General features: G+C 64.5%; 13 protein-coding genes. 5 read left to right on the forward strand and 8 right to left on the reverse strand.

Annotation, left to right across the window (positions count from 1 at the left end; genetic code table 11):
* Positions 1–11: 11 nt before the first annotated feature.
* The gene (locus AC07UX_RS09340; protein WP_495191616.1) at positions 12–914 is read right to left on the reverse strand and encodes a LysR family transcriptional regulator; all 903 of its coding nucleotides are present in this window, start codon (positions 912–914) and stop codon (positions 12–14) included.
* Between the two features lie 47 nt (positions 915–961).
* Between AC07UX_RS09340 and mobA the strand changes: the two genes are divergently transcribed.
* Positions 962–1,486 carry a molybdenum cofactor guanylyltransferase gene (gene mobA, locus AC07UX_RS09345; protein WP_495191617.1) on the forward strand — a complete coding sequence of 175 codons (525 nt, stop codon included), beginning with the start codon at positions 962–964 and terminating at the stop codon, positions 1,484–1,486.
* A 318-nt stretch (positions 1,487–1,804) separates the two neighbouring features.
* Here the strand turns inward: mobA and AC07UX_RS09350 are convergent, their stop codons facing one another.
* From AC07UX_RS09350 to AC07UX_RS09360, 3 genes are read right to left on the reverse strand one after another with little or no spacing between them, the layout of a single operon-like run.
* Positions 1,805–3,334 (reverse strand): DHA2 family efflux MFS transporter permease subunit, encoded by a 1,530-nt coding sequence (locus AC07UX_RS09350; protein WP_495191618.1) that lies wholly within the window; start codon positions 3,332–3,334, stop codon positions 1,805–1,807.
* A 25-nt stretch (positions 3,335–3,359) separates the two neighbouring features.
* Positions 3,360–4,523 carry an EmrA/EmrK family multidrug efflux transporter periplasmic adaptor subunit gene (locus AC07UX_RS09355; RefSeq protein WP_495191619.1) on the reverse strand — a complete coding sequence of 388 codons (1,164 nt, stop codon included), beginning with the start codon at positions 4,521–4,523 and terminating at the stop codon, positions 3,360–3,362.
* On the reverse strand, positions 4,516–6,030 hold the full coding sequence (locus tag AC07UX_RS09360; RefSeq protein ID WP_495191620.1) for an efflux transporter outer membrane subunit: 1,515 nt from the start codon (positions 6,028–6,030) through the stop codon (positions 4,516–4,518). Before AC07UX_RS09360 ends, AC07UX_RS09355 begins: the two co-directional genes overlap by 8 nt.
* An 89-nt stretch (positions 6,031–6,119) precedes the next feature.
* On the opposite strand from AC07UX_RS09360, the gene AC07UX_RS09365 reads away from it, so the two are divergent.
* Positions 6,120–6,779, forward strand: a complete 660-nt coding sequence (locus AC07UX_RS09365; protein ID WP_495191621.1) for a TetR/AcrR family transcriptional regulator — start codon at positions 6,120–6,122, stop codon at positions 6,777–6,779.
* Positions 6,780–6,855: 76 nt separating this feature from the next.
* Entirely contained in the window at positions 6,856–7,476 is a 621-nt protein-coding gene (locus AC07UX_RS09370) for a response regulator (protein WP_495191622.1), read from the forward strand.
* Here AC07UX_RS09370 and AC07UX_RS09375 read toward each other — a convergent pair.
* Genes AC07UX_RS09375 through argH form a run of 4 tightly spaced genes read right to left on the reverse strand, consistent with a single transcriptional unit; the run spans position 7,473 to position 11,128 of the window.
* Complete coding sequence (locus AC07UX_RS09375; RefSeq protein WP_495191623.1) at positions 7,473–8,222, reverse strand: precorrin-2 dehydrogenase/sirohydrochlorin ferrochelatase family protein; 750 nt, start codon at positions 8,220–8,222, stop codon at positions 7,473–7,475. The genes AC07UX_RS09370 and AC07UX_RS09375 overlap by 4 nt on opposite strands.
* The gene (gene lysA / locus AC07UX_RS09380) at positions 8,222–9,487 is read right to left on the reverse strand and encodes a diaminopimelate decarboxylase (protein ID WP_495191624.1); all 1,266 of its coding nucleotides are present in this window, start codon (positions 9,485–9,487) and stop codon (positions 8,222–8,224) included. The genes AC07UX_RS09375 and lysA overlap by 1 nt, the downstream gene beginning before the upstream one ends.
* Positions 9,488–9,503: 16 nt before the next feature.
* Positions 9,504–9,761: a hypothetical protein gene (locus tag AC07UX_RS09385; RefSeq protein WP_495191625.1), complete on the reverse strand. Its 258-nt coding sequence runs from the start codon at positions 9,759–9,761 to the stop codon at positions 9,504–9,506.
* The gene (gene argH / locus AC07UX_RS09390; RefSeq protein WP_495191626.1) at positions 9,758–11,128 is read right to left on the reverse strand and encodes an argininosuccinate lyase; all 1,371 of its coding nucleotides are present in this window, start codon (positions 11,126–11,128) and stop codon (positions 9,758–9,760) included. The genes AC07UX_RS09385 and argH overlap by 4 nt, the downstream gene beginning before the upstream one ends.
* 43 nt (positions 11,129–11,171) lie before the next feature.
* Here argH and AC07UX_RS09395 point away from each other — a divergent pair, with 43 nt between their 5' ends.
* Together AC07UX_RS09395 and AC07UX_RS09400 are read left to right on the forward strand one after the other, a co-directional pair.
* The gene (locus tag AC07UX_RS09395) at positions 11,172–11,765 is read left to right on the forward strand and encodes a TlpA family protein disulfide reductase (protein ID WP_495191627.1); all 594 of its coding nucleotides are present in this window, start codon (positions 11,172–11,174) and stop codon (positions 11,763–11,765) included.
* A 253-nt stretch (positions 11,766–12,018) separates the two neighbouring features.
* Positions 12,019–14,592 (forward strand): TonB-dependent receptor plug domain-containing protein, encoded by a 2,574-nt coding sequence (locus tag AC07UX_RS09400; RefSeq protein ID WP_495191628.1) that lies wholly within the window; start codon positions 12,019–12,021, stop codon positions 14,590–14,592.
* The last annotated feature ends 36 nt before the right edge of the window (positions 14,593–14,628 follow it).

The following is a 14,628-nucleotide window of genomic DNA, read 5'->3' on the forward strand; positions in this document are numbered from 1 at the left end:
GAGAATGGCTATCATGAAATCCGAAAACCGGCGGGCAGGCGCAGGTCGCGCGCCACGCCCAGCACGGCCTGCGCCAATGGCCCCATCGGCGCGCTGTCCGAAACGATCACACCGACACGACTGCCTTCGCCCGTTTCCGGCATGGCATGCGTTCGTGCCCAGGCCAGCCCGTCGAGCAGATTGGCATGACTATCCGGAATGATCGAGCATAGCCGCCCCTGCTGCACCAACCCCAGCAGCGCGATGTAGCTATCTGCGGTCACCAATGGCCGCAGCGCCAGTCCCCGCTCCGCCAGCCGCGCATCCAATATCCGGCGATTCTGCATCCCCTGATGCAACAGGCAAAGCGGCAACTGCGCCAGATCGGCCCAATCGAGCGGGTCTGGAATCAGGACGCCATCCACCGCGCTGACCAGCATCGTCCGCTCGACATAGAGCGGCACGGACAGCGCATGGGCAGGCGGCTCGAAATCCAGATAGGTCAATCCCGCGTCCAGCTCGAACGCTGCCAGTTCCCGCTCGATCTGCCGCGAGGTCAGCGCCCGGATCGACACGTTCAAACCAGGATGCCGCGCCAGCATCGCCGCCACCAGACAGCCGATCGCCGGCATCGCCGCCGGGATCGCTCCCAGCCGCAATTCGCCTTTCAGCGGCCCGCGCGCCATTTCCGCGGCCTGCCCCAATGCGTCGGCTGCTGCCACCAACTGCCGCGCCCAGGGCAGTATGGCTTCCCCCTCCGCCGTCAACCCGCCATATTTGCGATCGCGCCGGATCAGTCGCTTGCCCAGCTGCGCCTCCAGCGTGGCGATGCCGGCGGACAGGGTTGGCTGCGACACGTTGCAATACGCCGCCGCGCGCGCGAAATGGCCTTCGCGCTCCAGCGCCAGAAAATATTCGACAAGGCGGGTCTGCATTTTGGCACCTTATGCCTTATAGAGCATGGCTATCAAGGGAGACGCTTATGCGCGACGAACCGATTTTGGGCGCGGTGCTGGCCGGCGGTCGCTCCAGTCGTTTCGGCAGCGACAAGGCGTTGGCCCTGCTGAACGGCTGCACCCTGCTGGATCATGCGATGGCCGGCCTTGCCCCTCATGTGGCGGAGGTGGTGATATGTGGCCGGGACGGCGGACTGGCCGATCGCCCCCATGCCGATATGGGGCCATTGGGCGGCCTCAACGCCGCGCTCCATCATGCGCTCCACCACGGTTTTGCCGGCGTCCTTACCACCGGCTGCGACATGCCGCTCTATCCTGCCGCCTTGCCCGCCGCGCTTATCGGTGACGGCGCGGCAATCCTGCACGGCCAGCAGCTGCTCGGCTGGTGGCCCGCCACGCTGGCGCCGGAACTGGACGCTCATCTGGGTGAAGACAATAGCCGCTCCATCTTTGGCTGGCTAAACCGCATCAACGCGCGCGTGGTGGAAATGCCCGACCTCATCCTGCCCAACATCAACCGGCCGGAGGATCTGGCGAACCTCTCCCGATAAAGGCCGTTCGGGCCGATAGGGAGCCGTCACACGGGAAGCGCCACCCCTGCCATCACATCCGCCGGGCAATATGCCCGCTACCGCCTCGCCCGCCTTCGATGCGCCGCCACCTGAGTCAGCCCGCGCGCGGCGCCCCATAATGTCAGCAACGCCCTACCGCTCGCCGCAGCCACGCTGGCGGCGGCAATGCCCGGGCAGATGCGAGACCGCAGGCCATCCACGACATAGCCCCCCCGCGTCGATCGCCACGCCGCTCATGCCGTCGCCGAATTGATCCACGAACATCGCGATCGGCATCACCCGCCGCGTCAGCCTGCCTTAATGCGCAGAGGACGTGTCCACATTGGCGCGCGGCTTGGGCGCGATCCATACTATGACGGCGGCTGCAAACAGGATGATCGCCGACAGGAAGAAGACATGATCGACCGCCATGACGATCGCCTCCTGCTCCACCAGGTTGGAAATGGTCTGGCGCGCCTGTTCGGTGGAAAAGCCCAGGCTCGACAGCACCGACTGCGTCTGCTCGGGCTGCAACACGCCGGCCATGTCGTTGCGTGACACGCGCTGCGCATCGCCCCAGCTGGTCAGCACCAGCGACGTCGCGATCGCCGTCGCCATGGTCCGCACGAAATTCTGGAGGCCCGCGGCCGATGCCGTTTCACGGGGCAGCACTGATCCCAAAGTCAGCGTCGTCAGTGGTATGAAGAAGAAGGGCAAGGCAAAACCCTGCACGAATTGCGGGATGACCATGGTGTTGAAATCGACACCGCTGGTCCAATGAGCGCGCACCAGCGACATGATGCCGATCCACGCCACCGCGCCGGAAATCATCAACCGCACGTCGACCCGCGATAGCAGAGCACCCGCGATCGGCGCAGTGAACAAAGCCGCCATCGCCGTCAGCGCGGTGATGATGCCCGCCCATGTCGCGGTATATCCCATCGACATCTGCAACCATTGCGGGATGACGACGATGCTCGCAAAATAGGAACCGAAGCAAAGCGACATGGTGAACAGGCCGGAACTGAAGCCGACATGGCGGAACACGCGCAGGTCCACCACCGGATGCTCCTCGGTCAATTCCCAGATGACGAAGGCGATAAAGCCGATGATCGCCATCAGCGCGAGCGCCAGGATCAACGGATCGGCGAACCAGTCATGGTCGCGGCCGATGTCCAGCATCACTTGCAAGCAGCCGATCCAGAAGACCAGCAGGAACAGGCCGATCTTGTCGATCGGGACATTGGCCGTTTCCGTCTCCACCGGCTTCAACAGCGCCTGCGCCGCCAAAATGCACACCACCGCAATCGGCAGGTTGATGAAGAAGATCCAGTGCCAGCTCCAATTGTCGCTGATGTAACCGCCGACGATCGGTCCCAATGCCGGCCCCATCAACGTGGTCATCGCCCACATGCCCATCGCCCGCCCGCGCGTTTCCGGGGGGAAGATGCGCATCAGCAGCGTCTGCGACATGGGCATGATCGGCCCGCCGCAAATCCCCTGCCCGATGCGGCAGGCGACCAGCATGCCCAGCGTCGAGGACAGGCCACACAGCACGGAAAACAGGCCGAAGCCGATCATGGCCCAGGTGAACATGCGCACCACGCCGAAACGCTGCGCCAGCCATCCGGTCAGTGGCACGCAGATCGCTTCCGCTACCGCATAGGATGTGATGATCCAGGTGCCCTGATCGGGCGATATGCCAAGGTTGCCGGCGATGTGCGGGACCGACACATTGGCGATCGTCAGGTCGAGCACGACCATCAGATTGCTCACCGCCAGCACCAGGCCCGCCAGCGTCCGGCGGCGCGGGGAAAGCCGCGAGAAAATATCGTCGTCGCCGCTCATCGCCGGGCGTTCCTTGTCCTTGGCCTTACTTATCGCTCAGGTCGATCTCGACATCCATGGACAGGCCCACGCGCAACGGATGCGCCGCCAGTTCCTTGGGGTCGAGCGCGATGCGCAGCGGCAGACGCTGCACCACCTTGATCCAGTTGCCGGTCGCGTTCTGCGCCGGGATCAGCGACATGGACGCACCCGTGCCGCCCGAAAAGCCTACGACCTTGCCATGATAGACGACGTCGCCACCATAAAGGTCGGACGTCACCGTGGCGCGCATGCCGACCTTCACGTCGCGCAATTGCCGTTCCTTGAAGTTCGCGTCGACATAGACCTCACGCAGCGGCACGATGCTCATGATCGGGCTGCCCTGCGCCACGCGCTGGCCGACCTGCACCTGCCGCTTGCTGATGACGCCGTCGATCGGCGCGCGGATGACGGACCGATCAAGGTTCAGCTTCGCCGTATCCAGCCTGGCCTGCGCCGCCATCACCGCAGGGTCCGTATCGATCGTCGATCCCCGCACCAGCGCGTCATTGGCCGCCAACTGGCCGCTGGCCGCGCTGCGCGTCGCCTGCGCGGTCTGAACACCGGCACGAGCCAACTCAAGTGCCGCACGGGCAGAGGCGTAGGCCTTGCGCGCGCTGGTCACTTCATCGCCCGATACTGCGCCGTCACCCACCAGCGCCTCGCGCCGTTGCAGGTCGATCCGCGCCTTGTCGAAATCGGCCTGCGCGCTCGTCAACTGCGCGCGCGCCTGCACGATGTCCGCGCCGCGTGCATCCACCTGCGCTGCCAGCGACGTGCTGGTCGCGCTGGTCTGGCGGAACTTGCGCTTGGCTTCGGCCAGGTCCGCTTGCGCCTGGGCCACCGCGATCTTCGCATCGGTCGGGTCCAGCTTCACCAATATGTCGCCGCGCTTGACCTGTTGCGTGTCGCTCACCAGCACCTCGGTCGCCTGGGCCGACAGCAGCGGCGTGACCTGCGCCATTTCGGCATTCACATAGGCATTGTCGGTCGCGACATGATTGCGTCCGACCAGCAGATACCAGCCGGCCCACAGCACGCCGCCTACGACGACGACCAGACCCAGCCGGATCAACCATGTCTTGCGCGCCGACTGGCGGGCATCCTGCTGCGCGTCATTGTCCGTTGCGCCATTTTCCAGCGCGGGGGTTTCGGGCGTGGCATCAGCCATTGGGACGATCCTTGGACTGGAAGTCGCTGGCGGCAAAACCGCCGCCCAGCGCACGGATGAGGGCAATATCGGTGGAGAAGGCGCTTGCCTCCAGCCCGGCAAGGGACTGGCGCGCGCCGAGCAATTGATCCTCGACATTCAGCACGTCGAGATAGGTGGACAGGCCACCCTTGTAACGTTTTTGCGCAATGCCATAGGCATCCTGCGACGCGGCCACGGCCGCGCGGGCATCGACTAGGCGCTGGTCCAGCGTCTTGCGCGTCGTCACCGCATCGGCGACCTCCTGATAGGCGGCCAGCACGGTCTTGTCGTAGGATGCGACCGCCTCGTCATAGGTCGCCCGCGCACCACGATACTGGCCTTGCAACGCACCGCCATGGAAGATCGGCAGGCTGATCGCCGGGCCGACATTGCCGAACAGCGATCCCTTGTCGAACAGGCTGTCGATGAACGGCTTGCGCGTACCCGTGGCCGATGTGCCGTTGAAGACGGTATCATAGCCCAGCGACTGGAAACCGACCAGGGCGGACAGGCGAAGCGCCGGGAAGAAATCGGCGCGCGCCACCTTGATCCGCTTGGCCGCCGCTTGCGCGCGGGCCAGCGCGGCGGCAATGTCGGGTCGGCGTGCGACCAGATTGGTGGTGACATCGGCAGGCAGGCCCAGCGGTGCCAGCGCGCCCACCTTGGGCCGGCTGATCGACAGGCCACGATCCGGCCCCGCACCGATCAGCGCCGCGATCTGATGCTGGCGTATTTCGATCGCCATATTGGCGGCGGCCAGTTGCGCCTTTGCGGACGATACGGTGGCATCAGCCTGGCGCACGCTGCCGCGCGTATCCAACCCGTTGCGCTGTCGATCGGCGGCCAGCTTCTGGCTCGCCATGCGGATGTCCAGCGTCTGCCGCGCGATATCCGCCTCGTCATGCAGTCGCGCCAGATCGGCATAGGCGTCCGCAATGCCCGTGGTCAGCGCCAGCCGGGCCTGCTGCGCATCAATCTCCGCAGCGCGCGTCTCCGACGTGGCGGCGGCCAGTGCCGCCTTGTTCTTGCCCCACAGGTCCAGATCGAAACCCAGGTCCAGCGCGGCACGCCCGGTGCCCAGCCAACCCTGCGGCACGAACGCCTTGGGCATGCCCATATTATAGCTTTGCTTGGTCGCGGCGCCGCTCGCCTCCAGATCGACCGACGGCAACAGCGCGGCACCCGCCTGCTGCGCCATACCGGCCGCCTTGCGGAAACGGGCGCTCGCCGCCGCGACGTCCGGCGACGATCGCAGCCCTTCGGCGATCAGCTGGTCCAGCTGCGGATCGCCATAGGCGGTCCACCAGCCATCGCCCGGCCAGGCGGTTGGCGCAGAGGCCAGGCTGCGCTCAGCCGCGACGCTCGCAGCCGTGCGCAGTTCGGGCTTCGCGCCCAGGTCGGGGACGGCGGCGCAGGCAGCCAGCAACAATAGGGAAGAGGCCATACCGCCCAGACGGGCGACTTTGGCAGTGCGACTCACGGACATATCTAACCGTACCATCTAGTATGAATATCGCCCTTGCGCCTCGCGCAATGCCTTGTCAACCGAAATAGCGTACTCTATAGTATGATTTTATGACACAGCCAGCCTGCCCTCTTACCCCCAGCAAAAGGGAAATACGCCGCATGGATCGCCGCGATGCGATCTTGACCGTGGCGCAGGGCTATTTCCTCAAACATGGCTTTGCCGGCACCACCATGTCGGGCATTGCGGCGGAACTGGGCGGATCGAAGGGCACGCTATGGAGCTACTTCCCGTCGAAGGAGGAATTGTTCGCCGCCGTGCTCGACCGGGTGGCCCGCGCCTATCGTGCACGCCTGTCCCAATTGCTCGATCCGGAAGGGCCGCTGGACGAAACCCTCAAGACCGTCTGCTTCAGCCTGATCCAGAAGGTGACGTCGACCCAAGCCGGCGCGCTGCATCGGCTCATCATTTCGGAAAGCCGCCGCTTTCCCGAACTCGGTCAGATATTCTACGATCTGGCGCCGCAAAACACACGATTGCTGCTGGCCGACTTCCTTCAGGGCGCGATGGAGCGCGGCCAGATTCGCAAGGACGACCCGGTCGATGCCGCGCGCGCATTGCTGTCTCTTTCGCTGTCCGGATGCCACCAGCAGATGCTGATCGGCCGGATCGAACATCCCGCCCCCAATGAGATCGCCGCCGACGCGGCCTTCGCCGTCGATATCTTTCTGCGCGCCTACGCCATTCCGGCCGGATCGCCGCTTCGTTAACCATTTCTTCGGTGGGGCTTCCTATCCTGCACCTCCATGGTCGGCTCATGAGGCCGGCCGTTGAAAGTGGGATGACATGGCATTTTTCAAGCGCGACCGCATCCGTCATGGCGAATCGAACAGCCTGTCCGAGGCACGGCAGCAACGCCGGGTGCGCCTGCTGCTGGTCGATGAAAATCCCACCGCCCGCGCCGTCGCCGCCCGTCGCCTGTCCCATCTCAACTATGATGTCGTGCTGGCGGAAAACGGGTTCATAGCCCTCAATATGCTCATCACGCGCCCCGTCGACATCATCCTGATCGACACGAGCCTCACGATGCTGCCGGCCGTCGCCCTGATGCAGAAAATTCGCGCCGCCAACCTGGCCGGCAACGCCTGCTTCGTGATGATTGCGGGCCGCCTCGACAGCCAGTCCGTCGTCGAGGCGCTGGACGCAGGCGCCGACGACCATGTCGTAAAGCCTTTCGATTTCGATGTATTGGACGCACGCATGCGCCATCTGTGCCAGCGCGCAGAGCAGGTCGGGGCGCTCGCCCGCCACAATGCCGAACTGGACGCCCGCATCGCCCGCCGCGCCGTGGAACTGGGCGAAACCCGCGAAGCGCTGCGCGAAATGCAGATCGACCGCGCCCGACTCGTCTCCTCGATCCAGGCGCTGCATGACGAGGTCGAACGGCTACAGGCCGCGCAGGGTTAAAGCTCCACCCAGACGGTCAGCCCCTCGTCCTGTTCCGTCGGCATCCGATCCGCCACGATCCGCAGGGCATCCGCCCTGGCCCGATCCAGAATTGCCGTCGGCACGTCGGCCCGATGATAGACCCGATCCGCCTGCGCCAGCATCCGCGCGTCGCGCAGGGTGAGATCGTCCGGGTCCGCCGATCGCAGCCGCAGGACATACAGCTCACCCACCGCCGCATCGGCCGTATCCGCCAGCCACGTGTCCACATTCGGATCGGAACCCAGCGGGTCGATCACCCCACCCGGCGCCAGCGCCTTGCCGATCGCCTGCCGCCGCTGCGCCGCATCCGACCATAGCCGTCGCAACTGGCTCCGCGCCGCAAACAGCGCCCGCGCCAAATCGCCCAGATGCGCCGGCAACAATGCCTCCAGCCGTTGCCGCAGCGCCGCCGCCAGACCCGCCGACGCCCCGCCCGTGCCGATCGCGATCAGCACCGGGTCACGATCCACGATCGCCGGCAGCGTGAAATCGCACAGCGCCGGCCGGTCGGTCGCATTGACCAGCATGCCTCGCGCCTTCAACCGCGCCACCACCGCCTCGTCGCCATCGACCACGATGGCGATCCGGGCATCCATATCATCCTCGCCCACGATGATCGCGCCCGCCCGCTCCAGCAGGCGGCGCTTGGCGTCGGCCGCCTCACCTTGCCCGGTCAGAATGACCGGTCGGCCCGTCAACGCCAGGAAGACGGGCAGGCTTTGCATCAGTTGCCGACCCAGTCGGGGATGATGTCCGCCGCGATCAGCGCTTCCAGCGGCGGCCGCTCGCGCACCACCGCCCATTTGTCGCCCGACACCAGCACTTCGGGCGTCAGCGGCCGGCTGTTATAGGTGCCCGCCATGGTCGCGCCATAGGCGCCTGCCGTCATGAAGGCTACCAGATCGCCCGCCTGCACCACATCCATGTCGCGATGCATGGCAAATGTATCGCCCGTCTCGCACACCGGCCCCACGACATTGGCCGTTTCGCGCACACCGGCCGGTTTGACCGCCCGGATATCATGCCATGCGTCATACAGGCTGGGGCGCATCAGGTCGTTCATCGCCGCATCGACGATGACGAAGGGTGCCTGCGCGCCCTGCTTCACCCGCACCACCCGCGACAGCAGCACGCCGGCATTGCCGACGATCACGCGGCCCGGCTCGAACATCAGCCGCACCGGCCAATTCTGCGTCACCCGGCACACCATCGCGCCATAGTCGGCAGGGCTGGGCGGCAGAGGCTGCGAAGGATCATAAGGCACGCCAAGACCGCCGCCGAGGTCGGCGGTGCGAATGTCATGCCCCGCCGCGCGCAGCGCCTCGATCAGCACGCCCACCTTGGTAAAGGCAGCCTCCAGCGGCGCCAGGTCGGTCAGCTGGCTGCCGATATGCACGGCCACGCCCTGCACATCCAGACCCGGCAGATCGCGCGCGGCGGCATAGCTTTCCAGCGCCCGGTCATAGGGAATACCGAATTTATTCTCCGACTTGCCGGTCGAAATCTTGGCGTGGGTGCCCGCGTCCACATCGGGGTTGATGCGATAGGCGACCGGCGCGCGCTTACCCATGGAGAGCGCGACTTCCGACAGCATCTCGGCTTCCGGCTCGCTTTCCAGGTTGAACTGGTAAATGCCCTTGTCCAGCGCCAGCCGCATTTCGTCGGCCGTCTTGCCGACGCCGGAAAAGACGATGCGATCCGCCGATATCCCCGCCGCGATCGCGCGCAGCAGCTCGCCGCCCGACACCACGTCCGCGCCCAGCCCCAGCTTCGCCAGCGTCGCCAGCACCGCGCCATTGGGATTGGCCTTCACCGCAAAGGCGATCAGCGGATTATCGAGCGCGCTCAACCCTTCGCGGAACACGCCGACATGGCGCTCCAGCGTCGCCGTCGAATAAACATAGACAGGCGTACCGACCGTATCGGCGATCGCGTCCAGCGGCACATGCTCCACCTGCATGGTGCCGTTCACATAATCAAAATGGTCCAAAGTCGCTATTCCTGGCTTATTTCGGCTGCTTTTCAGGTGGCAGGTCGAACGGGTCGTCGGCGCGCTTGCGGGATTGGGTCAGCAATTCCACGTTGCGTTCAGGCCGGGCCTGAATGGAAGGCTGCATCAGTTGCGCGGCGGTCGGTGCGGTCGCAGCGCCCACCGGCACAGCGGGCAGGCTCTGGCCCTTGACCGGCTTCAACGGCTGACGCCCGCCACAGGCGGTCAACGCCAAAGCCATCAATCCCAGCCCGACCAGCGCGCGCATCTTCATGCTCCCAGTTCCTTCTTCGCGTCGGCGATCCGCGCCCGCACCTGGGCAGGCGCGGTACCGCCATGGCTTTGCCGGCTGGCGACCGAAGCATCTACCGTCAGCACCGCATAGATGCGATCGTCGACCCGCGCGTCAATCTCCTTGAGCGTCTCCAGCGGCAGCTTGTCCAGCGGCACCGCCGCCGCTTCCGCCGCCGCCACCGCACGCCCGGTGATATGATGTGCCTCGCGGAACGGAATGCCGCCCTCGCGCACCAGCCAGTCGGCCAGGTCCGTCGCGGTCGCAAAGCCGCTCTCGGCCAGCCCGCGCATCCGGTCGGTGCGGAACGTCACCGTCTCGATCATGCCGGTCATCGCCGCGATCGACAGAGCGAGCAGGTCGTGCGCCTCGAACACGGGCGGCTTGTCGTCCTGCATATCCTTGGAATAAGCGAGCGGCAGCCCCTTCATCGTGACGCACAAAGCCGTCATGCAGCCCATGATCCGCCCGGCATGACCGCGCACCAGCTCGGCGGCGTCCGGGTTGCGCTTTTGCGGCATGATCGAGCTGCCGGTGGAATAAGCGTCGGGCAGCTTGACAAAGCCGAAGGGCTGGCTCGCCCAGATGATGAATTCTTCGGCCAGCCGCGACAGATGCAGCGACGCCTGCGTCGCCGCCATCAGATAATCGAGCGCGAAGTCACGGTCGCTGACGCTGTCCAGGCTGTTGTCGGTGGGCTTGGCAAAACCCAAGGCGGCCGCCGTCATATGGCGATCGGTCGGGAAACCCGTGCCCGCCAGCGCCGCTGCGCCCAGCGGACACTCATCCGCCCGCGCCCGCGCGTCGGCAAAGCGGCTGCGATCGCGCCGCACCATTTCATAATAGGCCATCAGATGATGGCCCAACGTCACCGGCTGCGCCGATTGCAGGTGGGTGAAGCCCGGCATCACTGCCTCGGCATTCTCCTCCGCCCGCGCCACCAGCGCGCGCTGAAGCCCGAGCAGCCCGGCCTCGACCTCGTCGATGGCGTCGCGCACCCACAGGCGGAAATCGGTCGCCACCTGATCGTTGCGGCTGCGCGCCGTGTGCAACCGCCCGGCCACGGGGCCGATCAGTTCGGCCAGCCGCGACTCGGTGACCATATGAATGTCTTCAAGGTCCAGGTTGACCGGCACACCATTGGCTTCATATTCGGCCGCGATCGTGTCGAGTCCCGCCGAAATCGCGTCGGCATCCGCCTGCGAAACGATACCCTGTCTGGCCAGCATCGCGACATGCGCCTTGGACCCGGCGATATCCTGTTTCCACAATCGCTTGTCGAAGGGGATGGAGGCATTTATCTCACGCATGATCGATGCCGGGCCGGCGGCGAACCGGCCGCCCCACATGCTGTTGGAGCCTTTCCCAGTGATCTCTTCTTCACGCGCGCTAATGATACTGCTCCTGCCTGCCGCTCTGGCGGCCTGCGATAGGCAATCGCCGCCAAAGGAGCAAGCCAATGCCGCCATCAGTGGCGAGGTTGCGGCGACGTCGAATGGAGTTAAGGGTATCGGCGCGAAGGACGGCACGTTCGACTATCGTCTCGATCGCAGCAAGGCGGGCACCCCTGCCCCTGATTTCGCCTTTCTCGACCCCGATGGCGGCAAAAAGACGCTCAAGGATTTCGCCGGCAAGCCGATGCTGGTCAATCTCTGGGCGACCTGGTGCGCGCCCTGCATCGCGGAAATGCCGACGCTCGACCGGATCGCCGCCACCTACGGCCCAAAAGGACTGACCGTCCTCACCATCTCGCAGGACAATCAGGGCCTGAAGGCCGCCGGGCCCTTTTTCGAAAAGCATGACCTGCCCCATCTCAAGGGCTGGGTCGATCCGGAAAACCAGCTGGGCTTCCATTATGCCACCGGCCTCCTGCCCACCACGGTCATCTATGATGCGCAGGGCAAGGAAATGGTCCGCGTCATCGGCGCGATGGATTGGGAAGGTACGCAAGCCAAGGCGCTGATCGACGCTGCGATACGCCCGTAAATACGACGTAAGAGATATAAAACGAAGGAAGACGAAAAATCCGCCATGCCATGCGATTGCAAAATGGCATGGCTCTTATGCACGATCGTCAATTGCACCTTTTGCTACATGCCCAATATCCTGATCGGCTAATTATAAGAAACAATTGTGAAATATTGTCTTTTTAGTGCAATTTTTCGCAATGCAGTAGAGGATTTCATCAGACCGTCCGTCGTCACCCTTGTCATCTATAATGCAAAAACAGGGGGCATGAATGACACGACTGTCCGCACTCAAACTTTCACTTATCCTCGCCTCGTCCTGGTCCGCTTGTGCGCTTGCACAAGAAGCGCCCCAGGAACCGCAGGCTGATGACGGTTCCGCCATCATCGTCACCGGCACCCGCGCCGTCGGCATGTCCGCCGCCGAAGCAGCCGCACCCGTGCAGGTGTTGAGCGAAGAGGCCATCAGCCATGTGGGCCAGCCCAACCTCAACCAGGTTCTCACTCAGATCGTGCCGGGCTTCACCGCCCAGACCCAGGGCACCGACATGTCGAGCTTCTCGCTGTCGGCCCGTCTGCGCGGCCTGTCGCCCAACCACACGCTGCTGCTGGTCAACGGCAAGCGCCGCCATGGCTCGGCCATTCTTCAGGTCGCCAGCGGCCCGTTCGGCGGTTCGGCCGCGCCCAGCCTGGACCTCATTCCGCCCGACGCCATCGAGCGTGTCGAAATCCTTCAGGAAGGCGCTGCGGCCGTTTACGGCACCGACGCGATCGCCGGCGTTATCAACCTCATCCTCAAGGATGACAATGAAGGCGGCAGCTTCAAGGTCACCGGCGGACAGAACTATAATAGCGAAGGCGAACTCTTCTCGGTTTCCGGCAATGTCGGCTTCAAGCTGGGCGAAGACGGCTATTTCAACCTCAGCGCCTTCCACCGTCGCCAGGATTACACCACCACCGGCACCGGCCAGGTTCAGGTGACGCAGCTTAACGGCGCGCTCCAGCCCAACGCCCCGGCCCAATGGTCGAACCTGACCGGCGACGCGCTCGCCCATATCAACGGTGGCCAGCCCAAGACGTACCTCACCAACGTCTTCTACAATATGGGCTATGATTTCGGCGGCGTCGAACTCTACAGCTTCGGCGACTATGCCCGCCGCGTCGGCTATGCCAAGCAGGGCTATCGTCATCCCAAGCGCGTCTGCTACGAAGCCGGCAATATCGGCGGCAGCGTGACGCCGGCCGCCTATGATGCCGGCGCCATCTGTTACGGCAACACCGGCGTCGTCGGCATGGTCCCGCTCCAGCACGTCGCACAGGAAGAATATAGCTTCACCATCGGCGCCAAGGGCGAATTCGGCGGCGGCTGGAACTACGACCTCTCGACCACCTACGGCAATGACAAGACCGAAATCTGGACCGAAAATTCGGCCCATCGCGAAGTCTGGCAGGAAACCTACGCCCAGTATCTGGCCGGTTCGGGCGTGCTGCCCAACACGCCCAGCTCGGCCTATGACGGCGGCTTCCGCCTGAGCCAGACCACGGTCACGGCCGACATGCGCAAGGAATTCGACATCGGCATGGCCGAGCCGCTGACCTTCGCCTTCGGCGGCGAATATCGCCGCGACACCTACAAGATCGTCGCTGGCGACTATTACTCGACCTACAAGACCGGCGTTCAGTCCTTCCCCGGCTACAAGCCCAGCGACGCAGGCGACTGGAGCCGCAACTCGAAGGCTGGCTATATCAACTTCATCGCCAAGCCGGTGGACGCATGGTCGATCGACCTTGCCGGCCGTTATGAAGATTATAGCGATGCCGGCGACACGCTGATCGGCAAGGTCACCAGCCGCTATGACTTCAGTGATGCCCTCGCCCTGCGTGGTACGGTCAGCACCGGCTTTCGCGCCCCGACGCTTGCCGAACAGCATTATTCGACCGTGGCGGTCGGCCCGACCAGCGCCGTCGCGGTGCTGCCGGCCGGTTCGGCAGCGGCCAGCCTGCTGGGCTTCTCGAACCTGCGTCCTGAAAAATCGACCAACTTCTCGGGCGGCTTCGTCTTCCGCCCGATCCCGAAGCTGACCGTGACGCTTGATGGCTATCTCATCAAGATCAAGGACCGCATCGCGCTCACCGCCGCCCGCTATGCGGTTCAGGGTGGCGTCGCCACGCCGGATGCGCCGGCCATCATCTCGGCGCTTCAGGCGGCTGGCGTGGTGTTCGACGCTGCCTTGCCGAACATCGGTGCGCAAAGCTTCACCAACGGCATCGACACCCGCACCTGGGGTATCGACTTCTCGGCCGCCTATCCGGTGGCGCTGGACTTCGGCAGCCTGAACCTGTCGCTTTCGGCCAACTACAACAAGACGAAGATCACGAAGAACAAGATTCCGACGGTCTTCAGCGTCATCTCCGAAAGCAACATCGAAGATTCTTCGCCGGAATATAAGGTCGTCCTGGGCGCGCTGTTCAAGAGCGGCCGGTTCACCCTGAACGCCCGCGAAACCTTCTATGGCAAGTCGAGCCTGCTGGTACAGCCGGGCGTGTCGGCCTCCGCCCTGACGGCAGCGGGTCTGCCGTCCATCTACACCGCAGAGGTCAAGCCGGCGGGTATCACCGATCTGGAAGCCAGCTATGACTTCACTGATGCGGTTACGGTCTCGATCGGTGCGAACAACCTGTTCAACAAGAAGCCGGAAATCCCGGCCCTGTTGCAGGGCGTGACCATCCCGGCGGGTACATCGCCCTACATCAACGGGTCGGCCAGCTATAACAGCCCGTACAACTTCGGTCCGTACGGCACGGCAGGCGGTTACTACTACGCCCGCATCGACTTCAAATTCTAAGCGAAGTCACGAAGGAGGGCCGGTCCGGCAAGGACC

The sequence above is a fragment of the Sphingobium sp. GW821-FHT02B05 genome, assembly GCF_059421905.1.

Coding starts and splice junctions, on each gene's coding strand:
- AC07UX_RS09340 (WP_495191616.1), bottom strand. CDS start 914: ATGCAGACCCGCCTTGTCGAATATTTTCTGGCGCTGGAGCGCGAAGGC.
- mobA (WP_495191617.1), top strand. CDS start 962: ATGCGCGACGAACCGATTTTGGGCGCGGTGCTGGCCGGCGGTCGCTCC.
- AC07UX_RS09350 (WP_495191618.1), bottom strand. CDS start 3,334: ATGAGCGGCGACGACGATATTTTCTCGCGGCTTTCCCCGCGCCGCCGG.
- AC07UX_RS09355 (WP_495191619.1), bottom strand. CDS start 4,523: ATGGCTGATGCCACGCCCGAAACCCCCGCGCTGGAAAATGGCGCAACG.
- AC07UX_RS09360 (WP_495191620.1), bottom strand. CDS start 6,030: ATGTCCGTGAGTCGCACTGCCAAAGTCGCCCGTCTGGGCGGTATGGCC.
- AC07UX_RS09365 (WP_495191621.1), top strand. CDS start 6,120: ATGACACAGCCAGCCTGCCCTCTTACCCCCAGCAAAAGGGAAATACGC.
- AC07UX_RS09370 (WP_495191622.1), top strand. CDS start 6,856: ATGGCATTTTTCAAGCGCGACCGCATCCGTCATGGCGAATCGAACAGC.
- AC07UX_RS09375 (WP_495191623.1), bottom strand. CDS start 8,222: ATGCAAAGCCTGCCCGTCTTCCTGGCGTTGACGGGCCGACCGGTCATT.
- AC07UX_RS09385 (WP_495191625.1), bottom strand. CDS start 9,761: ATGAAGATGCGCGCGCTGGTCGGGCTGGGATTGATGGCTTTGGCGTTG.
- argH (WP_495191626.1), bottom strand. CDS start 11,128: ATGTGGGGCGGCCGGTTCGCCGCCGGCCCGGCATCGATCATGCGTGAG.
- AC07UX_RS09395 (WP_495191627.1), top strand. CDS start 11,172: ATGATACTGCTCCTGCCTGCCGCTCTGGCGGCCTGCGATAGGCAATCG.
- AC07UX_RS09400 (WP_495191628.1), top strand. CDS start 12,019: ATGACACGACTGTCCGCACTCAAACTTTCACTTATCCTCGCCTCGTCC.